At 32.7% G+C, this 25492-nt stretch carries 19 protein-coding genes; 4 read left to right on the top strand and 15 right to left on the bottom strand.

What is annotated here, in order from left to right; genetic code table 11:
- Nucleotides 1–4: 4 nt before the first annotated feature.
- The 6 genes from AC4FQ3_RS13455 to AC4FQ3_RS13430 all read right to left on the bottom strand — a co-directional run bounded on the left by AC4FQ3_RS13455 (nucleotide 5) and on the right by AC4FQ3_RS13430 (nucleotide 10208).
- Nucleotides 5–5140 (bottom strand): T9SS type A sorting domain-containing protein, encoded by a 5136-nt coding sequence (locus AC4FQ3_RS13455; protein WP_491182170.1) that lies wholly within the window; start codon nucleotides 5138–5140, stop codon nucleotides 5–7.
- Between the two features lie 4 nt (nucleotides 5141–5144).
- Entirely contained in the window at nucleotides 5145–7133 is a 1989-nt protein-coding gene (locus tag AC4FQ3_RS13450) for a fibronectin type III domain-containing protein (RefSeq protein WP_491182169.1), read from the bottom strand.
- 346 nt (nucleotides 7134–7479) lie between these two features.
- A complete protein-coding gene (locus AC4FQ3_RS13445; RefSeq protein ID WP_491182168.1) occupies nucleotides 7480–7785 on the bottom strand; it encodes a hypothetical protein in 306 nt (101 codons plus the stop codon).
- 176 nt (nucleotides 7786–7961) lie between these two features.
- Nucleotides 7962–8492, bottom strand: a complete 531-nt coding sequence (locus AC4FQ3_RS13440) for a hypothetical protein (RefSeq protein WP_491182167.1) — start codon at nucleotides 8490–8492, stop codon at nucleotides 7962–7964.
- Between the two features lie 2 nt (nucleotides 8493–8494).
- Nucleotides 8495–9112 (bottom strand): cysteine hydrolase family protein, encoded by a 618-nt coding sequence (locus AC4FQ3_RS13435; RefSeq protein WP_491182166.1) that lies wholly within the window; start codon nucleotides 9110–9112, stop codon nucleotides 8495–8497.
- Nucleotides 9113–9350: 238 nt separating this feature from the next.
- Entirely contained in the window at nucleotides 9351–10208 is an 858-nt protein-coding gene (locus tag AC4FQ3_RS13430; RefSeq protein WP_491182165.1) for a leucine-rich repeat domain-containing protein, read from the bottom strand.
- Nucleotides 10209–10388: 180 nt separating this feature from the next.
- Here AC4FQ3_RS13430 and AC4FQ3_RS13425 point away from each other — a divergent pair, with 180 nt between their 5' ends.
- Nucleotides 10389–10877, top strand: a complete 489-nt coding sequence (locus AC4FQ3_RS13425) for a DUF1761 domain-containing protein (protein ID WP_042563884.1) — start codon at nucleotides 10389–10391, stop codon at nucleotides 10875–10877.
- A 118-nt stretch (nucleotides 10878–10995) separates the two neighbouring features.
- Complete coding sequence (locus AC4FQ3_RS13420; protein ID WP_491182164.1) at nucleotides 10996–12150, top strand: peptidogalycan biosysnthesis protein; 1155 nt, start codon at nucleotides 10996–10998, stop codon at nucleotides 12148–12150.
- Here AC4FQ3_RS13420 and AC4FQ3_RS13415 read toward each other — a convergent pair.
- Nucleotides 12147–13016 carry a diacylglycerol/lipid kinase family protein gene (locus tag AC4FQ3_RS13415; protein WP_491182163.1) on the bottom strand — a complete coding sequence of 290 codons (870 nt, stop codon included), beginning with the start codon at nucleotides 13014–13016 and terminating at the stop codon, nucleotides 12147–12149. The genes AC4FQ3_RS13420 and AC4FQ3_RS13415 overlap by 4 nt on opposite strands.
- 62 nt (nucleotides 13017–13078) lie before the next feature.
- Between AC4FQ3_RS13415 and AC4FQ3_RS13410 the strand changes: the two genes are divergently transcribed.
- Nucleotides 13079–14041 (top strand): App1 family protein phosphatidate phosphatase, encoded by a 963-nt coding sequence (locus tag AC4FQ3_RS13410; RefSeq protein ID WP_491182162.1) that lies wholly within the window; start codon nucleotides 13079–13081, stop codon nucleotides 14039–14041.
- A 581-nt stretch (nucleotides 14042–14622) separates the two neighbouring features.
- Here AC4FQ3_RS13410 and AC4FQ3_RS13405 read toward each other — a convergent pair.
- Nucleotides 14623–16536: an ABC-F family ATP-binding cassette domain-containing protein gene (locus AC4FQ3_RS13405; RefSeq protein ID WP_491182161.1), complete on the bottom strand. Its 1914-nt coding sequence runs from the start codon at nucleotides 16534–16536 to the stop codon at nucleotides 14623–14625.
- Between the two features lie 74 nt (nucleotides 16537–16610).
- On the opposite strand from AC4FQ3_RS13405, the gene AC4FQ3_RS13400 reads away from it, so the two are divergent.
- The gene (locus tag AC4FQ3_RS13400; RefSeq protein WP_491182160.1) at nucleotides 16611–16994 is read left to right on the top strand and encodes a DUF983 domain-containing protein; all 384 of its coding nucleotides are present in this window, start codon (nucleotides 16611–16613) and stop codon (nucleotides 16992–16994) included.
- On the opposite strand, the gene AC4FQ3_RS13395 is transcribed toward AC4FQ3_RS13400, so the two are convergent.
- The 7 genes from AC4FQ3_RS13395 to AC4FQ3_RS13365 all read right to left on the bottom strand — a co-directional run bounded on the left by AC4FQ3_RS13395 (nucleotide 16975) and on the right by AC4FQ3_RS13365 (nucleotide 25492).
- A complete protein-coding gene (locus AC4FQ3_RS13395) occupies nucleotides 16975–18048 on the bottom strand; it encodes an NAD(P)/FAD-dependent oxidoreductase (protein WP_491182159.1) in 1074 nt (357 codons plus the stop codon). The genes AC4FQ3_RS13400 and AC4FQ3_RS13395 overlap by 20 nt on opposite strands.
- Nucleotides 18049–18123: 75 nt before the next feature.
- Nucleotides 18124–19113 carry a type IX secretion system ring subunit PorN/GldN gene (gene porN / locus AC4FQ3_RS13390; protein WP_491182158.1) on the bottom strand — a complete coding sequence of 330 codons (990 nt, stop codon included), beginning with the start codon at nucleotides 19111–19113 and terminating at the stop codon, nucleotides 18124–18126.
- A gap of 221 nt (nucleotides 19114–19334) precedes the next feature.
- Nucleotides 19335–20324 (bottom strand): type IX secretion system ring subunit PorN/GldN, encoded by a 990-nt coding sequence (porN, locus tag AC4FQ3_RS13385; RefSeq protein WP_042563878.1) that lies wholly within the window; start codon nucleotides 20322–20324, stop codon nucleotides 19335–19337.
- A gap of 44 nt (nucleotides 20325–20368) precedes the next feature.
- A complete protein-coding gene (porM, locus tag AC4FQ3_RS13380; protein WP_042563877.1) occupies nucleotides 20369–21910 on the bottom strand; it encodes a type IX secretion system motor protein PorM/GldM in 1542 nt (513 codons plus the stop codon).
- Between the two features lie 52 nt (nucleotides 21911–21962).
- Complete coding sequence (gene porL, locus AC4FQ3_RS13375) at nucleotides 21963–22610, bottom strand: type IX secretion system motor protein PorL/GldL (protein WP_042563876.1); 648 nt, start codon at nucleotides 22608–22610, stop codon at nucleotides 21963–21965.
- 66 nt (nucleotides 22611–22676) lie between these two features.
- Nucleotides 22677–24077, bottom strand: a complete 1401-nt coding sequence (gene porK, locus AC4FQ3_RS13370; RefSeq protein WP_042563875.1) for a T9SS ring complex lipoprotein PorK/GldK — start codon at nucleotides 24075–24077, stop codon at nucleotides 22677–22679.
- A 263-nt stretch (nucleotides 24078–24340) separates the two neighbouring features.
- Nucleotides 24341–25492 carry a formimidoylglutamase gene (locus AC4FQ3_RS13365; RefSeq protein ID WP_463462135.1) on the bottom strand — a complete coding sequence of 384 codons (1152 nt, stop codon included), beginning with the start codon at nucleotides 25490–25492 and terminating at the stop codon, nucleotides 24341–24343.

Raw genomic sequence — 25492 nt, 5'->3', positions numbered from 1 at the left:
TTTTTTAATAGATGATAATTTTTTTAACCAATGTTTGTTGTCCTGTTTCTAATACCAGAATATACATTCCGGATTCTAATGACGTCTCAAAATCTATTTCATATTTTTTCTTTCCTGAATCATTTTTCTGAATCATCGTATTTTGTCCCGTCGTAGCAAATAACCTTAAATTTACAGCACTAATATTTTCTAAAGTTACAAGTGCTTTAAAATTACCATTACTTGGATTTGGAGTTACAATAAAATCTACAATAAATTGCGATGTAGTACCTGTATTTGGTAAACCACTTCGTTTTTCAACGGTAATATTTTTACTGAATGTTGCGTAACATTCTCCTTGCGTTTGCTCTAAACCAATGGCATATACGCCTGTTGCATCAAACTTAAGGGTTATGTATTTTTCCTTTTGTTCTACAATTTTTACTCCGTCAGGAATTACCCATTTGGTACTTTCTCCAAAAGGATTACTGGTATTCACTAAGATTACTTCCTCATCTAAATAGGCTTGTGAACTCAATAAAAACTCTGAACTAATAATAGCCTGACTTGTTTTTATTACAATTTCATCTTCGCTAATGCAACCTAGTCCTGAGGTTACTTTTACATGATAAGTTCCTGCTTTTGATACATTTATTTTTGCTTCATTTGATGTAAAGCCATTTGTAGAAGTCCAGCTGTATTGTGCATTTTCGTCGGCAATTGTAGCATCTAATTCCAGACTTTGTTCACTACATAATGTTCTGTCTGGACCAATATTAACAATAACTGCTTCCGGATCTTTTAAAACAAATCTCTTTTTGTACACACAACAATCCGGACAGGTTATAGTCACTTCATAATTTCCTGCTTTCAGATTATTTAAATCTTTAGTAGTAGCTCCAGTGTTCCATAAATAGCTGTATGGTAAGTTTCCTCCAGTAACATTTAGTTCTATTGAACCATCATTTCCTTTAGAACAAACTGGGTTTATAATACTTTCTGTGGTTAATATTCCATTTGGATCACCTACAAAAATACTTCCCTGAACGACACATCCTTTTGCATCTGTTACTATTACAAAGTAATTATTTGTTGTAATGTTTTCTATTTTAGGTGTTATCTCACCATTTGTCCACTCGTAAGTATATGGCGGAGTTCCTCCTGTAACATGCGCTTCTGCCCAACCATCATCTCCTGTTGTACAGCCAACATCAAACTTGGTGAAGGATAATTGTAATTTTGAAGGTTCCGGCATATTTTGTGTAGCGTCTTTTTCTTCAACCAAAACATTATTGATATAAGTTCCCAATTTTATTCCGTTAGCATCTTCAATATTCAGGGCGTAATTGCCATCTGATAAATTTTCTGCAGTTTCATCGTGATCGTTCCAGATAATCCAGGAATTACCTTTTTGTTTTTTCCATGTATAAAAATAAGGTAATCCATTGTTTTTTGTAGCCTCTAACTGAATTCCACCTTTTACATGAGCGAACAGAATACCATCCTGAGATTCATCTCTTTGATTGTCTTGTGGATTTGCATCTGTTTCATTTCCAAATTCATTACCTACATTACAAGAAATAGTACGAACTACCTCAAAAGTTACTTCAAGCGGATCCGGATCATCTAAAGTTGTAATAGAATTGGCAACTGTACAGCTTGTTTTATTTTTAGCCGCATCGTAATTTGCATCACGAACCGTTAAGCTATATAGTTCTTCGCCAACTCCATTTAAAGAAATAGTGTATATATCATTATTAAAATTGGTAGTGGTTGTAGTTTGTATTATTCCTTTACTGTTTTTCCATTCAAACCAATAGGTATTGTCTGAAAAAATGGTTCCACCGGTAACTTCTACAACAATTTTTCCATTGGTTGCCTTATAAAAACTCGGGTTCAGAACTTCTTTATATTTTATAGAAATAGGTGTTTTTGGTTCGGTAATTGTAACCTCTGCTTGTGTAGTACATCCTCTAAAATCTGTAACAGACACCAAATATTTACCCGCTTTTAAAATTGTATTTTCATCAGTTTTCACCTCATTCGACCATACATATTCATACGGAGGTGTACCTCCCACAGCACTTGCTGTAGCCCAACCGTCATTTCCACCGTTACAAAAAACATCACCATGAGTAATAGTTACAGATAATTTTGATGGTTCTTCCATTAATTGAGTAACATCTATTTGCTGTGTTAGTACATTATTAACATAAGTTCCCAGCATAATACCATTTCTGTCCTTCACGTTTAAGGCATAATTTCCATAAGAAAGATTAGAAGCGGTTTCACTTGTAATATTAGGCAAATCTGTCCACGAACCATTTTCCTCCTGTTTTTTCCAATAAAAATAATAAGGCAATCCATTATTTTTATCTAGTGCAAGCGGAGTTCCCCCTGTTACATGCGCCTTCAAAATTCCATCCTGCGATTCATCTCGTTGACCGTCTTGTGGTGTTGTATCTTTATCGTTTCCAAATTCATTACTTGTATTACACGAAATAGTTCTAACTATTTCGAATACAACTTTTAAAGGATCAGGTTCATTTAAGGTTACTTTTGACTCTAAAACAGAACAATTAACAATTTGACTCGCAGCTTCGTTATAATTTTTATCTTTAATTGTCAAAAAATAATCATCAGCCGGAACTCCATTTAGTGTAATGGTATAAACTCCATTTTCTATTATGTCAGTTGTAGTTTGTATTATTCCTTTACTATTTTTCCATTCATAATTATATGATTTATCATCATATGGTGTTCCACCCGTTATCTTCGCTACGATTCTTCCATTTGTAGCTCCTGAAAAAGTAGGTGTAAAAATCTCTGCATAATTAATTTTAACTTCTTCTGTTGGCTCACCAATTGTGATACTATCTTTTATAAAACAGCCATTTGCAGCTGTAACTTCTACAAAATATTCTCCTTTTGTTAAGTTCGAAATTTTGTTTCCTTCAATAGTTCCCGTCCCTACATTAAACCATTTATACTTATACGGAGCTTCTCCTTTGGTTACGGTTGCTATAACCCAGCCATTCTTGCCTCCATGACAGGAAACATTTAGCGAATCAAATACTAATTCCAGTTTCTTTGGCTCTAAAATTTCTTGTGTTGTGGGAATTGCTGTTATTAAATCTTTTGTATCATAAGTTCCTTTTACAATTTTATTAGCATCTTCAACATTTAGCGAATAGATTCCTTCTGAAAGGCCAGTTGCTGTATCGGTTTTATAATCTTCTAATTTATCCCACTTACTTGTTTCTGTATTGTATTTTGACCAGTTAAAGATATAAGGCAAACCACCATTTTGTGTTCCGGTAAACTTAATACCACCTTTTACTGTTGCTTTTAAAATTGCATCTGAAACGACAGTCTCATCTCCGGTTGGATCTAAATTTGCTGTATTACAGGAAATTCCCTGAATAATTTCTAATTCAATTTCAATTGGATCAGGATCATCTAAAACAGTTACTAAATCAGTTACTTTTAATGGATCTAAAGTACAGTTTCTGGCATCTGTAATATATAATGTATAAGTATCAGCAGGTACATTGTTCAGTGTAATAGCAAAAATATCATTTAAAAAAACAGCTGATGATTTACTCGCTGCGACGGTTTCATCCTTACTATTCTTCCAAATATAGGAATATGAATTTCCACTAATTGGAGTGCCCCCAGTAATTGAAGCCGTAATTTTACCATTTTCTGCTTTGTTAAAAGTTGGATTTACCGAAGTAATTTTCACTAATTCAAGTGCACTTGCAGGCTGACCAATATTTTCTGATAATTCTTTATCATTATTGTCTGCTTTTTTTGCTATACAGCCAACAATATCATCTGAATTTCTTAATTTTCGTACTTTTATATAACATAATTCCAAAGAAAGTCCGCTTATGGTAGTTTTATCAACATCTGAAAAATTCTTCCAGCTTGATCCTCTATCTGTTGAATATTGATAAATACCATTTTCAATACCTCCTGTAGCCAAAATGTCAATTTCGCCATCTGCTCCTCCAAAACAATTAATATCTCTTTTCGTGACAACAGAAAAATCAACAGGTGTTGGTGAATCTATATTAAAAATATAAGGATCAATCTCAGTATGTGGAGATCCAGTACTTGATCCGTTTATAAATCCTGTAAATGCAATTCCGTATTGTCCTTTTGAAAAATCACATGGAAATTTGTAACTATTGTTTCCATCAAGAGAAATTAGATCTTGTGGCCCCTGTGATGAACATACAACTGACATCCATTTTCCCTCTTTTTCGTCAAATTGTCTAATACTAAAAGTCAATTTTTCTGTATTGAATAATGGTCTGTTGAATTTTAAAATCAGCTTACCATCTTTGCTATCAAAACAACTCGTTTTTTCTTCTGTCTTTGAGACTATTTCCGGAGCAGATTGTCTAATTACATAAGTTACAGGCTTAGAGAAAACAGTACACGCCTTTTGTCTAAAATAGATGTTTTTTCCATGATTTTCTCCAGCATTTATTCCTAAAATTTCTTTAGCACTAGCACTAAAACTTGATTTTTCAGCAAATTGCGGCATATCAATCCAACTATTAGGGTCTTGTAGATTAAGCGAATATTGCCAATTATACTCTGATGAGGAAAAACCTGTATTCGATGCTATCGTGATTTGTTTGTCCGTAGGTAATTCATTCTTGTTCCCAGGATCCGCAATTACAAGAATTGGGCGAATTTTTACATTAAAAGAGGAGCTTCCTATTCCATCTCCATCATCTACCACATTTTTAAATTGCTTAAATTCAAAGGTGTAATCTAAGCAATGAAACTTATCTGTAGTAGTAATCCTTCCGCTATTATTAGGCCTGTTTCCTCTGCAAGATTGTCTATCATATCTGGAAGCAGAAAAAAACATTGACACCGGAATTTTATCTGCTGTAAATGTAGTTTTTACATTAGTGTATGTATCAGTAACTCTGTTATCACTGTAAGTGATATTTAGAGGGTTGTAGTTATCCCCTGGAGTCTTAAATTCGAGAGTCACAAATGCTACACCACAATTGTGATGTTCATCTCCATAAGCCCAACCATTAAAAACAACTTCGTATGAACCTAATTCTGGAACGGTAGCCTGAGCAAACCCAAATCCTGAAACCAATAAAATGATGAATAAGTAAATTTTCTTCATAGGCTTAATATATAACTGTTAAGGTTTCTGCCTTTGCAGGGCTGTCGCTTTCCAGATTAGGAATCAAATGATATTCGTATTCCTGATTAATTTGTAAATTTTTATCTTCTAAAGTAAAAACGTTTGCGTTTAATTCCTTCCATAAAGTTGGCGGAGTTCCTTTTACATTTTTGTAAATACTTAATCCCAGGACTTTGCCTTTATTTTTTGCATAATCCCAGCTTAATACTATCTTTTTATTTTCTCTATCTGGTAATCCTTGCAAAAATGTAATTACTTTAACAGGAGTAAAGTTTAATACATTTACGGTTATTATAGAATGATCTAATGAAGACCAAAGATTACTTTTATCTTTTGCCAGAATAGCGTACTGGTATGTTTTTCTATTTTCTACCCTGTCATCTGTAAATTCCTGAATGGTATCATTTATCTGTTTAATCTCCAGCCATTTTTCCTGTCCTTTCTCTCTCCTTCTAAGGCTATATCCTACTACATCTTCACTATAACTGCGTATCCATTTTAAATGTACTTTGCCATCTTTATTATCATAATCCTTAAAAATCGGAGCCGCTGGGGGAATTTTATCGGGTTTATCCAACACCAAAACATCAGATGGATCTGAAATATTAAATCGCATGTCTTCGGCAGCAATTCTATAATAGACTTTGCTGTTGGTCATTTTAAGACTTACGCTGTCTTTGTAATTATTTCCCACATACGATTTGTGATAAATATCTACAAATTCTTCATCTGGATTATTGGCTTTTAAAATTCGATAACCTCTTAAATCTTTTTCCAGATTGGCTTTCCATTTCAGTCTCACCACTCCAAGGCTATCTATTACACCTTCTAATCCTATTGGTTTTGCAGGAGGTATAGAATCTACGGGCTGAACCAACATACTTTGAGAAGTCAAACGCTGGTTGTTTTTACCAACAACAGAAATGGTAAAATAATTGGACGGATATAAATTCTCCTTAAAATTGAGTTTTCTCTCCGAAGGAGGAATTATTTTAGAAACTACTTTATACGGACCTTTGTCATTATTGGCTAAATTGATTTCATAACCCTGAATAAAACCTTCAGAATCTTTAGGGTAATCCCATTCTAAATTAACCTCGTTTGAGTTAACAATATTATAATCTACAAGCCTTGCCGGAGTAACTATAGCAGCCACCCCTTTTGCAGTAATAGGTTTTGTCAATTCTCCTTTTTCTCCAAATGAAGTTATACCATATAACCTATATTGATATATTTTGTCGTTTACGCTAAGCGTATCGATATAATACATCGATTTTGAAGGATGCTCATCTTTATCGTTCAGGTTTACTAAAGGCGTAGTAGCGATGGGACTAAAGTTGACTCCGTCTGAAGATTTCTCTACCATAAAAGAAGTGTAAATTCTTTTAAAAGTTTCATAATCCCATGATAGCATTACTTTTTTATCATCAGGAATTGCAATAAAATCAGTAGGAGCAGGTAAAGCGGTATAATCTTTCAGACCAATCATATAAGATGATTCCTTGACCTTTGGACTTTCGAAAACACTCACCTGATAAGCATAAACTTCATTTTTCTTTACATTCGTATCTACAAGTCCCCAACCTGCCTTTAATGCACCTTCAAAGCTCATATCGGCTGCATATAAAGCAAAAGTATATCGCTGATCCAGTTCATCGGCCATATTTACTATTTTAGACAAATCTCCCTCTTTCGCTGCAGTTACTTCAAAACTTTCACCATAAATAGATTGAGCTATAATAGCTATATTATTATCTTTTTGTACTAAATCAAGCCATGAATCTAAAGGCTCAGGCACTAATGGTTTTGGAGTAAGCAGTATTTTTTCGGGTTTTGGCAAAACAACACCATCCCTCAATATAGTTGTCCTTGTAATTACAAATCCTTTTTTATTTGCTTTTTGCCATTCGCTTGGTGAGTTTATTGCCCAACGAATCAAAATTTTATCTTTTTGAGCTCTGGCATTGACCATTACAGTAGCTTTTTTGGTCTGAGAATACGATAAGGATACAAATAATATGAATAAAAAAAGAAGCTTGCTTTTTGACATTAATGTGTAATTATTTCCATGTTAAAAAAGGCAAAAATAATGTTTTATATTAACTAGCAAACAGATGTTTGCTAAATAAAAACAATAAATTAGGGTAAATAGAACATTAATTTAAATATTAGTTAGTAAATACCAAGAAAATACCTATATTATTTAATTATATTAAAAATCGAATGAAATTATGCAATGCGTTTAACGGTGAATTTCAGATAAAAAAAAGACTGTCCAGAAATTGAACAGTCTTTATTTTTTTTATCAATTCTAAAGCCTAAGCCATAAACAAAGCATATTTATTATAATTATATAAAACCTGATCATATGGCACTAAAAGTGGTGCAATTTTTTCTGAAGACGCATTAAATCTAATTCCGTTATGCTTTCTGAATAAATAGATCTCTTTTAAACAATTTGACAAACTTTGGTGAATTGATGTTGTAAAAGTTGGCAATTGTTTGTCGCCTACCAACAAATCAATTTGGTAATTTGAACTACTTTTAGAAAGATTGTTTCCAATGATTCTTATCGTAAATGTGGTCGATTTTCCATATTGTTCACCTTGATACTGTATTACCATAATTTTAGTATTTAGAGTTTTAAAATTAGTTTTTCCTTCACTTCAGATCGTATTCAATATTAAAGTTATGAAAAAAAAAACATGTTGTTTCACAAACTGATTCTTAAATATCAATTTATAGCAAAGTTACTATAAATTCCATTTCAAGAATTTTTTATTTAAGACTTAATAATAATTTAATTCCAAATATCTGCAATTGCTTTACGTTCGATATTAATAGCAAATAAAGGTGTTTCCTCTTCATTATGTAATACAACATTTTGCAGCATCTGACTTTTTACAATTGCTAAATCAGTAATATTAATTGATTTTAATAACGCTAAAAACTCTTCGGTTGCGCTCACAATTACACGATTAGAAAACTCACAGCTGTCATTAGATAACGCTGTAACTTTTAACTCCCAGGTAATCCTCAATTTAGTTGCTCCAAAAGAAGAAATTGAATCTGATACAGAATTTACTCTGCAATGATTTCTACCGCCTATTTCTTCAATATAATGCTGTACTAGAAGATTATCGGCAACTTTTTCAACATTTATTGACATTCTTTTTCCATCTTTTGAAATTGAAATTCCGCCAGCAATATGCCCTTCTGAGCAAGATTGATATTCATGATCTTTCAATGTAAAAAGCCATTCTGAAAGATTTATTTTTTCTGCAGCACAATGAATTTTTACTGTTGCAGTAGATTCAGCAAGTATTTCCATATTTATGACTCTAAAGATTTTACAAATTCAGCTGCAGATAAAAGAGAATGCCCGTAATTGGGAAAATTAGTTTCTACAGTAGCTTTTATTTCTTCCTGATTAAAAGCACCAATTCCGTCCTTAATTAAGGTAACATGATAACCTAATTCAACACCATATCTTGCAGTAGAATCAATACAGGTATTTGCTCGCATTCCAGCAATTATAATATGATCGATATCGTGCATTTTTAAAAGAAAATCCAAGTCAGTATTAGCAAAACCACTTGCTGTCCAATGATTTTGCGCTATTAAATCTCCATCTTCCGGCAAAAGTTCCGGATGAAATTCTGCACCCCAGCTCCCCTCTTCAAAAAGCGTCAAATTTTTACTACCATTATGTGATGGAGAAAAAAATTTCCAATTTAAATAATCTCCTTTTTGAGTATGTCTATGTGGTGCATAAACAATTTGAATTTTATGTTTCCTTGCTGCCGCTAAAACATTTTTCATATTCTGAACGACATTTCCATTCTGGACAGTTTCTTTTACAAAAGGCCAAAGTTTTCCATTCTCAGAAAGGAAATCATTAAAAGGATCAATCAATATCAATGCGGTTCTTTCATTTTGATAAACACTCATAATTTTATATTTAGAAATTAAAAATATTTAGCCTCAAAACCTAAACCAAATCATAACTAATTAATTTTAAACAACTTACAATAAGCAAGATTGTTTAAATATCACTATTACTATGATTATCATCGAAATATCAAAAAATACGGCAAAAAAAAACCGTAACGAGAGTTACGGTTTCAACAATTAACTAAATATATTTAATCAACTTGTTAACGAGAGTAAAATTCATTCATAAGCACGATTAATTTTGGGTAACAATTGTAGTTTCTTTTTCAGTATTAATTTCTAGTAAAACAGGATTCCCGTTTTCGTCAAGCATAGTCATATTTAAAACATCTAATACGGCTAAGTTCTTAGAAACAGTTCCTTTAAATTTATTATGAGACAAATTCAATTCAGTTAAATTATGTAATTTTTCAAGTCCACCCGGAATTTCACCTTCCAAATTATTATCAAATAAACTTAAATTTTGCAAAGCATGAAAATTTATAATTTCAGGATTCAAAATTCCTGTAAGTTTATTATTATTCAAAAGTAATACTTTTAAAGTAGAAATTTTATATAATGAATCAGGTAAATCGCCTTTAATTTCATTATTAAACAAAGCAAGAATTTCCAATTGTGCTAACTGCCCGATTTCCAATGGTAATTCTCCTGAAATTTTATTTTTAAAAAGTTCTAAATCTTTAAGTTTTTTTAATTCGCAAATAGATTTCGGTAAAGATCCGGTTAATTTATTATCAGAAATATTCAAAATTTCAAGTTCTTTCAAGTTTTCGATTGCATTTGGCAATGACCCTTTAAGATTATTTTGATGCAAATCGATGCCTTTTAAAAATATCAAATTAAAAAATTCAGAAGGAAGTTCTCCCTGCAAATTATTATCAGATAAATTCAGTGCAATTACTTTTCCATTTTCAACCTGAACACCATACCAATCTAAAACAGAAGTGGATAAATCCCATTTTATTTTCCAATGCTTCCCATTTGTCGCATTATAAAATTTAATTAAGGCATTTTTCTCTTTTTCTGAAACAGTATCTGCATAAATATTCAATGAAAATATAAAAGCTAGAAAAATTGGGGCTAAGCTTTTCATAACAAAATTTGGGGTTTGTTTCTGCGTGTAAAAATATACTTTTTACAGATAAAAAACATATGGTGTAGATAAACTGTTAATAAGTAAATATTTAATCGTATTTTTACTACTTTTTTAAATATTCAGAAATAAATTAAATTTTAATTAAATTTGACCAACTAATTATAAAAACCTCATATTATGGAAATTAACTTTATCGCATTATTATTAGCTGCAATTGTAACCCTTGTAGTTGGTTTTATTTGGTACAATCCAAAAGTTTTTGGAACGATCTGGATGAAAGAAAATAATTTGACACAAGAAGAACTTCGAACAGGAAACATGCTCAAAATTTTTGGGTTAACCTATGTTTTCTCTGTTATGATTACAATGACACTTATGTCATTAACAATTCACCAGTCTGGAGCTATTGGAATGGTTGGCGGACCACCAATGATAGATAGCGCAAAACCATCATTTCAAGCATTTATGACAGATTACGGAATGGCTTATCGTACTTTTAAACACGGAGCACTTCATGGGTTTATATCCGGTCTGTTTTTTGCTTTTCCAGTAATTGGAATTAATGGATTGTTTGAAAGAAAATCATGGAAATACATTTTTATTCATGCCGGATACTGGCTTGTTACACTAACTTTAATGGGCGGTATTATTTGTGCATTTGCTTAAAAATATAAAAATCAAAACCCGTTTAAAGTAAATCTTAAACGGGTTTTTCTTAATAATAACTTAAACAAGTCCTGTTATTATAAATATTATCTAATTTTGAAGAAATTAGCAATTACTCTTGAATACAACTTATTCTTTTCAATTATATAAAAGCGCATCATTACTACCCATAGAATGGAATTCGCTCGCAACTGAAAACATTTTTTTAACTCGGGAATACCTCGAAGTGCTCGAAAAATCTTCTCCGGTAAATATGATTTGCCATTTTATCGGAATTTTTAAAAGTGAAAAATTAGTTGGAATTGCTTTAACCCAATTTCTCTTTACGGAAAAACTGGAATCTTTTGGCGAACGTGACCAATGTTTAAAAACATCTGTACGTAATTTTGCCTTCAAAAAATTTGCGTCACATGTTTTATTTATTGGCAACAATATGCTGACTGGCCAAAATGCGTTTTCATTTGTCGAAAATGTAAATCAGTCTAAAATTATTAAAACACTCCATAAAGCCATTAATGAACTTAAAAAAGAACTTAAGTCAATTGGCAAAAAAGTGCATATTACCAGCATAAAAGATTTTACCGAAAGTGAAATAGAACCATTAAAAGCTGAATTTAAAAATAATTTTACGTTTTCGACTCAGCCTAATATGATTTTCGAAATCAATAAAAACTGGAAATCAGAACAAGATTATATTGATGCACTCTCTAAAAAATATCGGGATCAATATAAACGTGCAAGAAAAAAAATGGACGGCATCGAAAAAAGGAAAATGCCTTTGGAAGAGATTATCAAACATGAAAATGTGATTTATGATCTTTACTCCCATGTCGCCAAAAATGCACCTTTCAATACTTTCTTTCTGGCTAAAAATCATTTCAGCACTTTTAAGGAAATCATGAAAGAGAATTTTCTTTTTTACGGTTATTTTTTAGACGGAAAACTAATTGGCTTCAATACTTTAATCAAAAACGGAACTGTAATGGACACTTATTTCCTGGGCTACGACGAAAGTATTCAACGCGAAAAAATGCTGTATCTTAATATGCTTTACGACATGATTGCCTATTCTATCAATCAGGGTTTTACCGAAATAGTTTTTGCACGAACAGCGCTTGAAATAAAAAGTTCTGTTGGTGCAAAACCATTAAAAATGTACGGTTTAATTACACATACTAATGCGTTAATTAATAAAAACATAGGTAAATTATTCGATTATTTAGAACCAAAAACCGATTGGAAAGAGCGAAATCCGTATAAAGAAATTAGTTAAGGAACCGCAATTTTCATTTGTTTGTGTAAAATATGAATTTCTAAATTAGTTTGAGCACCGCAATATTCTCCATCAATTTGAAAATTAACCGGATAATCCGTTTTTATAGTCGCTTTATCTGTCGAGATAATTACCACATCATCTGAATCCAGAGGCATATTTCCGGTAATAATTTTTCCGAGCAATAATACATCCAGACTTTTTAAAATCACCAATTCAAATCTGCCATCGTTCATAGCGCCATTTGGATTGATCGTAACACCTGTTCCGTATTTCTGCGAATTGGCAATTACAATAATTCTGGCTGTATGTTCCACTGTTTCTTTATTCGTGGTAATCGTTGCTACAAAAGGTGCGGCAGATTCAACTAAAGTTGTGTAGGCTTGCAACGCATAACCCCAAATTCCGCGTAGATTACTTTGTTCGTAATTTTTTACCAAGTCAGCATTGATTCCAATATCGCTTAAATGGATACTTTTTTTGCCGTTAATACAAATCATATCCATTTCGATATAATGATTGAGAAAGGCAATTTTTAGGTTTTCCTCGATCGTTGTCGGCAAACTTAAATCAACAGACAGGCCATTTGCAGATCCTGCAGGCAAAATTCCAATGATAATGTCCTGATCTTCCATCGCTTCGGCAACCATTTTTATGGTCCCGTCACCTCCGGCAACAATAATTCGTTCTGGCTTATATTGATCATAAAGTGATTGTATTTGTCTTAAATCGCTTTTGCCTGTAGTTTCATAAACTTCAAGATCAAAATGATTTGTAGTTGCAAACTCTTGTACGGCTTCTATTAAATCTGTTTTATCCAGATCTCCCGAAATTGGGTTCACAACAAATATGATATTCTTTTTCAAAATTTTATTTTTTTAACCGATTAAAATAATTAATTTACAGTCTACATAAAAATACACAATTAATGAAACCAATCCTACAATTATATCGCGGTTATGCTAATGAACAAGAATTAATTGTAATGGGACACGTTTTTAAAAGGACTTATGAATACGATTTTCAGAAAAAAAACCTGAAAAATGCCAAATCAATAATCAATCAGTTCAGAATAAAAACCCTCAAAAACCATGATGTCTACCTAAAATGCGGCAGTCAGGAAATACATTCAAAAACGCTGGATGATGGTTATTTTAAATTTTGTATTCCGATAGAAAAAGAATTTGATTTTGGATGGATGGAATATGAAGTAAATATCAAATACGAATCTGAAATTATATCTGCAACAGGAAGTTTCATCAGGCCTCACGACGGAAATCTTGGGATTATATCTGATATTGACGACACTTTTTTGATTTCGCACACCAAAAATATATTCAAAAAAATATATATTCTTTTGTTTAAAAATGTAAACGATAGAAAAGTATTTAAAGACGTCGTTCCACATTATCAAGCCTTAAGCTCAGCCGGAAGAAATAATAAAGACGAGCAAAATGCCTTTTTTTATATTTCGAGCAGTGAATGGAATTTGTATCAATTTATTACAAGATTCACCAAAATACATCAATTACCAAGAGCTGTTATTTTATTGAAAGATATTAAACGCGGCGTAACTGATTTTTTTATGAGCGGCAGAGGAAACCACGATCACAAATTTGATAAAATAAAACATGTTTTAGAGTTTTACCCCAATCTTAAATATGTTTTATTGGGAGACGATTCGCAACATGATCCGATTTTATATGAGCGTATTTGCAAAATATTTCCCGTAACGGTAAAAGCGGTTTATATTAGACAAACCGGCAAACGTAAAAAAGAAGCTACGAAGACTATTTTGAAAAATTTAGAAAATCTAGAAGTTTCAGTTTGTTATTTTAAAGATAGCAGTGAGGCAATTATGCATTCTAAATGTATTGGCATTATTAAGTGAGTTTAATTTGTTTCAGGTTTCAGGTTTTTATTGGAACGTGGATGACGCGGATTTTATTCTCCTTTTGTCTTTTATTTTTTTTTGTTATGTGGCTATGATAAGCTCTTTTTCAGGAGCTAATCCCGCTATCCGTTTCAATCTTTTGTGGCGAACCCCGCCACAAAAGGATTTCCACTTCTATCGGGGCTAGGCAAATCATTTTCATAAGAATATTTTCGTGCAGTTTGTCATTTCCACGGAGGAGAAATCACACTAGAAACTTCTCAATCAAAATCGCCAATCTTTGTAGAGTTCCGTGTGTGATTTCTCGTTCCTCGAAATGACAACTCTCAGCATTCTAGCCCAGATTGAAGTGAAAAGCCCAGAGCTAAAAAAACTAATTTTTCTTGCCGGAAAACAGCGACCAGCGGAAGCTCGTTTTATGGCTTAGAAAAATAGTTTTTTTAGCGTCCCGATAGCTATCGGGATGTAACGGAAAGCTGGATTAGCTCCTGAAAATCATAAAAAAAACCTTTGTCAAAGCTTAAAACTTAGACAAAGGTTTTATAAATGCAATTTACATCTCAACAAACGGAAAGCTGTTAACTATTAAAATTATCAATCTCTTCCTGAACCACTTCCCAGTCTAAAAGTAATTGGTCAAGGTCTTTTTTCTTTTTATTGTATGCTGTAAAAAACGAAGCGTCTTCGATATGTTTGTCGTAATTAGAAGCCAGCAATTTATCGTCGTGCTGAATGTCTTTTTCTAATTGTTTGATTTGACTTTCTACTTTGCTTAATTTGTTTTGAAGTGCTTTTCCTTTTTTCTGGTCTTCGTATGAAGCTTTATTGGTTTCTTTTGGAGCAGCCGCTTTTGCAACATCTTTTTTCTCGACTTCGCGCATGTTTTCAAGATTGCGCTGTTCTAAGAAATAATTGATATCTCCTAAATATTCTTTTATCTTTTGATCTTTAAATTCATAAACAATGTTCGACATTCCTTGCAAAAAATCTCTATCGTGAGAAACCAATAATAAAGTTCCTCCAAATTTTTGCAAGGCTGCTTTTAAAACGTTTTTAGATTTGATATCTAAGTGGTTCGTAGGCTCATCCATCAACAAAACGTTGATTGGCTGCAACAACAACTTACAAAGTGCCAAACGGTTACGCTCGCCTCCTGAAAGTACTTTTACTTTTTTCTCGACATCATCGCCACGGAATAAAAACGAACCTAACATATCACGCACTTTAGATCTGTTGGTGTCCATTGCTGCATCTTCCATTGTTTGTAGCAATGTAATTTCGCCATCAAGATATTCTGCCTGATTTTGAGCAAAATAACCTAATTGAACGTTGTGTCCTAATTTGATGTTTCCCTGATATTCAAACTCATTTACAATAGCTTTAATGAAGGTTGATTTTCCCTGACCATTTTGCCCAACAAAAGCAATTTTGCTACCACGTTCTACCAATAAATCAATATCTTTTAAAATAACTTTATCACCGTAAGCTTTAGTTACATGTTCTGCTTCAACAACCACTCTTCCAGGTTCTTTTGAAACCGGAAAAGAAATATTCATTACAGAATTGTCATCTTCATCGACTTCAATTCTTTCTACTTTATCTAATTTTTTAATCAATGATTGCGCCATCGAAGCTTTTGATGCTTTGGCACGAAATTTCTCGATTAATTTTTCTGTTTCTTCAATTTTCTTAGCCTGATTCTTTTGAGTAGCTAGTTGTTTCTCACGAATTTCATGGCGCAATTCTAAATATTGAGAATAGGGTTTATTAAAATCGTATGCTTTTCCTAATGAAATTTCGATTGTACGATTCGTAACATTATCCAAAAACATTTTATCGTGCGATACAATCACCACAACACCAGGATAATTGCGAAGGAAACCTTCTAACCAAATGATACTTTCGATATCTAAGTGATTGGTTGGCTCATCCAGAAGCAATACATCATTTGACTGAAGTAATAATTTCGCTAATTCAATACGCATTCTCCAACCTCCTGAAAATGTTTCAGTTTGGTTGTTAAAAACTTCTCTTTTGAAACCTAATCCTAAAAGAATTTTTTCTGTATCTCCTACATAGTTATAACCTCCTAAAAGTTCAAAACGGTGTGTGTAGTCTGATAAATCTTCGATAATCTGGCTGTATTCTTCACTTTCATAATCGGTTCTGGTAACCAATTGGTGATTAATTTGTTCCAGTTTTTTTTCAACAATTTTTATCTCTGTAAAAGCTTCGTAAGCTTCTTCGAGAACGGTTCTTCCTTGTTCAAAATCGATATCCTGACGTAAAAACCCCATCCTGATATCTTTCTCCTGAGAAATAACTCCAGAGTCAGGAGCAAAATCTCCTGCTAACATTTTAAGCATGGTAGATTTTCCTGCACCATTTTTTCCAACAAGTCCTACCCGATCACCGGCACCTAACCGAAAAGTCACTTCTTCAAACAGATAAGTACCTCCGAAAGAAACCGATAAATTATGTATATTAAGCATGTATTGTTATTTTATAACTAATTGATTTTGTAAATTTACATTCCCAAATCAATGGGAATATTAATTTTTTGCAAATGTTAAAAAAAGGATCCAAACTAAATAGTATTTTAACAGGAAGTTGTCCAAAATGTCAAAAAGAAAGTATGTATTTAGACAAAAATCCGCTTCATTTGACTAAAGTTCTAAAAATGAACGATCATTGCAGTCATTGTGGATTAAAATATCAGATTGAACCATCGTTTTTTTACGGTGCAATGTATGTAAGTTACGGATTGAATGTTGCTGTGGGAATTGCGGCTTTTATTGTTTCATTTGTATTTTTTGGAGTCACTATAGAACAATCATTTCTAGCCATCGTTATCTCATTAATTGTGCTATTCCCTTTCGTTTTAAGGCTTTCAAGAAACTTATACATTAATATGTTTGTTTCGTACGATCCTAAGGCCGGTCATAAATAAGCATTTTCAAATATTTTTTATGAAATCTTTTAATATCAATTTCAGGACTTAAAGGAATATCATTTTCAATATTATCAAATAAAGCTTTTGCCATAGCAGGTCCAAGCATTACGCCGCGCGTTCCTAATCCGTTAAGAATATGCAGCGATTTACGTTCATGATGAGTCCCAATCAAAGGTCTTCTGTCTTTAACCGTTGGTCGAACTCCGCCAAAATGCTGTATGATTTCAAAATCACACCTCAGGATTTCTCTAATACGATCAATAAGCTCCTGTTTTCCTTCTTCAGTTGGTAAATCGGTTTTGTCCTGCCAATTATAAGTTGCCCCTACTTTAAACAAGTCATTACCCATTGGCAGTATAAATACACTGGTATTTACAATAACATCAAGGTCCAAATCGGGTGCTTTTATAACAAGTAGTTCGCCTTTTGTTCCATCCAAAGGCAAGTAATTAAAAAATGCATTTTTATGTAATCCAAAGCCTTCTGCAAAAATAATATTGCGCGCTTGGATATTTTTGTATTGAATTCCGTAATCAAAAAATTCAACGTAGAGAGAATCAAAAGACTCCTCAATTAATAGATTATTTTCTTGTAAGTATTTCTTATAAGTATCTAATAACAATGCCGTATCTACATATCCTGTATGCAAAACTTCTCCATAATCGTATGGAGAGTCAATACCGCTATACTTTTTAGAAATTATTTTTGTAGATAAAAAAAGTGCCAGATTTTTTTTATCGGAGGCAGCAAACCAATTATTTTGTTCTTCAATCGAAAAAAACTTCCTTAAAATAGGAAGTCTGAAATTAAATTTTGTTTTTAGCTTTCCTTCAATATCATTGTAAAATTCATCCATTAAATTCAATTGTTCCTCTGCATTCCAAACTTCGCTGAAACGTTTTAAAATAACCGGATTATACAAACCACCAGCAACTATTGAAGAAACTTGCGATTTATTATCCATTACTAAAATAGATTTATTGTTTTTAAGGGCTATTTCAGCAAATGAAATTCCGGCTAATCCAGATCCGACAATTAAATAATCAAGCATATTGTAATAGGTAAAAGATAAAAAAACTCTTAATACAAAAGTACTAAGAGTTTTTGTTATAATGTATATCGAGACTTAGTAGTTCCACATATCTTGCTCGAAATTACGGATTTTCTCTTTTACTCTTTCAGATTCAAACAATTGACTTTGCGCATCATCTCTTATATATTGTTTGATCTCACGATCTCCATACATATTTTCTTCTTTATAGATAACTGCATTAAATCGCCTTGAATTTAGTATCTGATCAAAAGAAATTGGCACAGCCGAATTAGCATCATTAAAAGCTTTTGCTTCATGCAATGCAACCCGTGCATCCGGGAAGAAAACCCAAAATAATTCAATATAATCCTTTTCGTCGCTATTCATGGTGTAAACGTCCGGAGTTACGGGACAAATACCCAACAAACGATATTTTAACTCACTTTGACGTTTGTCAAAATACCAATATCCTTTAATTTTATACTGTGTGACATCTGCTGCAGTAAGATCTTGTTTTAAAATATATTCAGCAGGAACCGTTCTTGTCGGCCCTATGGTTTGATCAACATACGTTACGACCTTCTTTTTACCAGTACCTGTTACTACTTTTTTCTTCACTACTCGTGTCTTATAGTCATCAGGATATTGATTAATCAGTTCTCTACCCGCATCTGTTGTGTCAACACGAGACAATGAACCTTGAATGTCTTTTAAAGTTTTTTTGGTATTAAAATAACTATCCGAATACACCTCTGTTATTTTCCCCTCTCTCATTGCCTTGGTCAAAACATCATATAAGGAACGTCTGTCTGGACCAATATTAGCAGAATCTACAGGAAAATATAATGGAAAATTAATTTTTTCATTTAAATCAATAATTTCCCAAACTGTCTTTCCCATCAAAACATCTCTGTCATCAACATAACCATAAGACAATGGTTTATCATTATCTGAAATAAGCTGGGCAGGGCTTTTTTGCCCAATTTGATCAGCAGTTTTTGCATTAAGCAAGTTCGACTGTGCATTAGAAACAAAACTTCCTAAGATCCATACAATAGCGACTAAAATTTTCTTTGCATTCATCATCATATCATTAAAACATATTAAACGTAAAATTACATGTTTTATTGTTATTTTTCCTACATAAATAAAAAAAACAATAAAATTTAACAATTTTCCAAAAGGGAATTAAGGATTAAAAATCCAACCAATCCGGTTTATCAATAATTTTAATTAAGATGGGGCAAAAAAAAACTCTTACTACAAATATAGTAAGAGTTTTTTATAATATTTTGATTTAGAACTTAGTAGTTCCACATATCTTGTTCGAAGTTACGGATTTTCTCTTTCACTCTCTCAGATTCTAACAATTGATTTTGTGCGTTATCCTTCATGTATTCTTTGATCTCACGATCTCCGTACAAGTTTTCTTCTTTGTAGACAACAGCATTAAAACGTCTTGAATTTAAAATTTGATCGAAAGAAATTGGCAATGCTGAATTGCTATCGTTAAAAGCTTTTGCTTCATGCAAAGCTTCTCTTGAATTTGGATAGAAAATCCAGAACAATTCAATGTAGTCCTTTTCGTCACTGTTCATAGTATAAACGTCCGGAGTTACAGGACAAATACCTAATAAACGATACTTCAATTCACTTTGACGTTTGTCAAAATACCAGTATCCTTTAATTTTGTATTGTGTAACATCAGCAGAAGTAAGATCCTGTCTTAAGACATACTCAGCAGGAACTGTTCTTGTTGGCCCAACTGTTTCATCAACATAAGTAACCACTTTCTTTTTACCAGTACCAGTAACTACTTTTTTCTTCACAACACGTGTTTTGTAGTCATCAGGATATTGATTGATTAACTCTCTACCAGCATCTGTTGTATCAATACGAGATAATGAACCTTCAATATCTTTCAAAGATTTTTTAGTATTGAAATAACTATCAGAGTACACTTCAGTTATCTTGCCATTTTTCATAGCTTTAGTCAAAACGTCATATAATGAACGTCTGTCAGCACCAATGTTAGCAGTATCTACCGGAAAGTATAATGGAAAATTAATTTTCTCATTCAAATCAATGATTTCCCAAGTAGTTTTTCCCATCAATACATCTCTGTCATCTACATAACCGTAAGCTAACGGTTTGTCATTATCTGAGATAAGCTGTGCAGGAGTCTTAAGTCCTATTTGTGCAGGTGTTTTTGCATTAAGCAAATTAGATTGAGCGTTAGCAGCAAATCCTCCTGCAATAGAAACAATAGCTATTAAAAAATTTCTTACTTTCATCGTGGTATCATTATAAGATATTGAACGTAGTTTTACCTACTTTATTATTGTATTTCGTAAATTACCGGAGCAGTTCTTGGTAATAAATAACTACCAGCTCCAACAAGTTTAGTTTTAATTTCAGAAATAGTAACCTGATCTCCTTTTCCAGCTCTTGAAAGAATTTGTTTACATTGTGCATTTAATCTGTTACCAGAAACAACAACTGTAGGTTGTCCAGTAACTTTTAAGTTAAATCCAACAACATCCAAACCAACTTCGAAATCAAAATCAAGTAATTTAGCACCAATTGTAGCAATTTCTAAGTTAGATTTAGGCCCTTTAACAACACCCATTTCACCTCTAATTGTACCTGTTGGTCCAGGAATACCTTTAATTCTAAATGTTTTCTTATCTGTAACTTTATCTCCGTTTGGTAATGTTCCGGTAACAGAAATTGTAGCTTCTGTTCCTTGACCCGGGCTCATGTTATATTTACCTGGTTTACCAGCAGAAGCTAATCCTGGCGCGCTTGCAACAATTTTGTTAGCATCAACACCAGCAAAAGACACAGAAATTGGGTTAACAACTCCTCTATAAACAACATTCATTTTATCAGCAGAAATAGTAGCTGAGTTAGGTCTTGGTACTACAACATATTTTCCAGCAAATTTAAGTGGAATGTTTTTACCATCCTCTAAGAATGTAAATTGTCCATTAATATCTTGCTCTCCAACACCACCTGCAGTTAATGAAATAACAGCTTGTCCGTTAACAATTTGTCCAGGACCTTGGAATGAAGTTGGTTTTGTGTTTTCGTCATAACGACCTAAAACTACTTTACCAGTTACTTTTTCTCCTTGGAAATAAGCATTTTTATCTAAAACAACGATCGCTTGATAATTACTGTAAGAAGCAGCAGCAACCGCAGCTTTTCCTAAAGCACTGTTGTAAACATCAGTTTCAGCTTTTTTAACGTCATTTTGCCAAGTTGAAAGTTTTGCAGCCGAAGCAATTGCAGGGAAACCTTTAAAGTGGTAATCTAAGTATTTTTGTTTTACACCTTCTTTATTTTTTACATCAGAAACATCGAATTTTTTTTCAATCTCTGCGATAATTGGAGCATATTTTTTATCTGTTCCTAAAGCAGCTTTCATGTCTGCTTTGTATTTTTGAATTGCAGCAATAATATCGTTACCTTTTTTAGTGTAACCGTCTCCTGTAAACCAGTCGTCGATATTATCTCCTCTATCCATTGCCTCATAAGGCAATTTTCCAGTTTCTTTTTCTACTTCAAAACCTTTGATAGATTGAGCCTTTAAAGTTGCTATATAATCATAAAATCCTTTTGAGATAGCTTCTACTTTGTGAGCAGTTACTGCAGCAATAGCGAATTCTCCTTTTGCTTCAGCAGCTTTTTGATCTAAAGATGTCAATAATGAAGTGTTTGTTGCAACTGAAGAAGTGTTTGCATCTTCAAATTTTTCATTCATCAAACCAAAAGCAGAAATTACTTCTTTCGATACGTTCATTGCCAACATTGCGATGAAAACCAGATACATCAGGTTAATCATCTTCTGTCTAGGGGTTAATTTTCCTCCTGCCATTTTTTTCTAATTAGTTCTTATTAATAATTTTAATATAATAGTCAAAAACTAATTATCCTTTGTTACTCATTGCAGAAAGCATACCACCGTAAACACTGTTTAAAGAAGCAATGTTTGCAGTCATAGATTGCATTTGTTCTTTTAATTTAGATGCATTGTCAGCAATTTCTTTATTAGCTTCAGCATTTCTTGAAGCACTTTCTAATTGAACTTTGTATAAGCTGTTTAATGATTCCATTTGAGCAGCAGCCATAGATAATTCTTCGCTATATTTTTTAGTAGAAGCGATTGAATCTACAGTAGGAGCAATTCCTTTAGCAGCTGATTCGAAATTTTTGATACTGTTTCCTAAACTTGACATTAACTCACCGTCAATTTTAGCTTCTTTTAACATTACGTCTAATTTTTGAGACAATAATCCTTGAGCATCAGAAGGAGTTTCTACTTTGTCAGATTTTTGTCTAGCTTGTCCGTTAGCTAATTCCGGGTAAACAAGTGTCCAGTCTAATTCATCTTCAACTGGTTCGAAAGCAGAAAGGGCAAAGATTAACGCTTCAGTTAACAATCCCACAGAAAGCATTACAGTACCTGTTAATGGTCCAATTTCAAAGTGAGTAATTTTGAATAATGCTCCAACGATTACTACTGCCGCTCCCATACCATAAGCGAAATTCATTGCTTTTTTACTTAATAATGCCATAATGATAATTTTTTTTTAGGTTTTAATTTAAAATAGATTCGATTTGGTTATTGATTTAATTATAATTTACTTTTTCTTTTTTCCGCCCGTTACTTGAGTTCCCATGTAATCTTGTACAGTTCTGAAACCAATATAACTTCTAGCAGAATCAGCGTATTCGTGATCACGAGTACTTACTTGTAGGAAGTAAGCAACGTCTTTCCAAGATCCTCCACGAACCACTTTTCTTTGGTTGTTTCCATCAATTACGTTAGGGTTCATTGTAGAAACATATTCGTAAGCATTTGGATTATAAGCTGAATCCGTCCATTCTGAAACATTTCCTGCCATGTTGTATAATCCGTAACCATTTACTTCATATGATTTAGCCTCAACAGTATACAAAGCTTCATCAGCAGCATAATCTCCTCTGCTTGGTTTAAAGTTTGCTAAGAAACAACCTCTGTCACTTTTAGTATAAGGACCACCCCAAGGATAAGTAGCAGATTCCAGACCTCCTCTTGCAGCATACTCCCATTCTGCCTCAGTTGGCAATCTGAAAGAGTTTACTAAGTCACGTCCTTTTTTCTTAGATTTAATGTAGCTGTTTTTATTTAAAGTTCTCCAAGCACAAAATGCTTTTGCTTGTTTCCATGTAACTCCAACAACAGGGTAATCTCCGTAAGCTTTGTGCCAGAAATAATCATTATGCATTGGCTCATTATATGAGTAAGCAAAATCCTTAATCCACACTGTAGTATCAGGATAAATTCTCACTTGTTCTGTTTTTACAAAGTCTTTTCTTTTTCCAACTTTAGCTTTTGCTGCAGCCTGGATATCCATCCAAGAATAACGGAATTTCAATTTATTTACATCAACTGTTCTTAAACCATTATATGATTCTTCTATTGGTAAATACATAGAGTCCATTACCTCAGTATAATACTCATCTGGATAACCTTTTGTATCTTTAATTAACTTAACTTTTTTGTTTAATTTTCTACCAGCATAAGGATCATCTTTTGTTCCAACGCTATAGTAGTTATCATACATATACTTATCGTAAGCCGTCATTTTATCTGGCTCAGAATCGTTAAATGCATAATCAGCAATACTTCCAGCTTTTTTACCTTTACCATCTGACGATGCTTTTTGACCAGTTTCATCAGCTAAAATAGCCAAACGCACTCTCATTGTAGAATCTTTTACCCATTCTACAAATTGACGATACTCACTGTTAGTGATTTCAGTTTCATCCATGTAAAACGAACGAACTGTTACAGTTTTAGTTGGAGCATCCTCAACATTAGCTAAATCAGCATCTGATTTACCCATGATAAATGATCCACCTGGAACCAAAGTCATTCCATATGGCTTTTCGGGATGCCATTTCCCTCCTGTAACACCAACTAACTCTCCTTTGTCACCTGACTTACCACAGCCGATTACTAGTGTTAAAATTGCTGCAAATGCAATAAACTTCTTCATATAAATTTGGGATTATCTATTCATTATTATAAGTCCGTAAACGTATTTATTATTTATTAAAAAAACAACACTACTCACGAAATTTATTTCACCGTTCAAAAATAATGTTAAATAAAATAAAAAAAAAATATTTTGTCGATAAACTAACGCAAAAAACCGACGTAAAACGTTAAATTTTATATTTTATAAATATTAACTTACTAAATTTATTTAACAAATTTTTACAAAAATTCTATTTTTCTGATTTTCGTTAAATTTTTGCTCTACAAAGCGTTTTTTCTCTGCGCTTTCCACCATCTTTCCGGCAATTCTTGGTTGCAAGCGCACAAATATTCGTCGTAAGAACAGGGTAATAACGTATTTCTTTTCAATTTATTGTGACCATTTGATTCAAATGGAATTTCGATCCACCAACGATCAGTTTTGTCACTTTTATAAAAAATTAATTCTTCATCTTCCATTGGAACTATATATTTCAAATAGTTCGTTCTGCTTCCAAAAGGATACTCTTTAGAACGATAATGATACCCTTCTATAAAATACCAAATAATTTGCGCAATCATTGCAGACTCATATACGGTATTATTGTGATTAAAGATTCCAAATAACGAAACTTTATCGCTAATTCCCGCGTATCTTGCTAAAGCACAGATCTCTTTACCGTTAAAACCATTAGGTTCAAAATTAATATTATTACCCGAAGCAGATGATTTTACTGAATTCAAATCGATACTAACTAAATCAGCATCTCTAAAAACGGGTTCTGCCAGAGCTATATTATTCGAAATTTCACCTAATCGATATGCATCAAAGAACAATTTTTCTATCAAATCAATTTCTTCCTGAGAATTGTAATAGGTTTGATAACCTATATTACAATAATTAAAAAGATTATTTGGCTCATCAATTATGATTTTTGTGAGATATGAATTGGCCGAAACCGTCTCATTTTCCTTACCAAAATCAAATCTGTTGTCTACAGCAACCATATTGACCATTTGCTCTAAATCATCATAAGCACGATACAAAGCATAGGTTAAATCCTGTGAACCTCCCAGGACTATAGGAATCACTTTATTTTTAATTAATGCCGAAGTTACCTTCTTAAGTGCAAAATAAGTATCCTCTACAGAATCGCCAGCCAAAATATCTCCAAGATCAGCAATGGACGCATCCCAATTACCCGGAAACATGCCATAAAGCTTTTTACGAACAGCTGTAAGGTTTACCTCATTTACAATATCAATATTTCTACGATCTTCTAAAACTCCAACAATAGCAATAGTAATTTTGCTAATATCCGGAAACTGATCCTGTGTGTGCAAAACAATTTTGCTACCCAATTCTTGAGAAGACAACGAACTAATGAATTTTAAAATTCCTTCGTTAACTGGTTCTAGAAAATCAAATTCCAT

The organism is Flavobacterium sp. AK-345 (assembly GCF_058310175.1).
The sequence above is the reverse complement of the archived record's forward strand: the minus strand, read 5'-3'. Positions and strand labels throughout refer to the sequence as shown.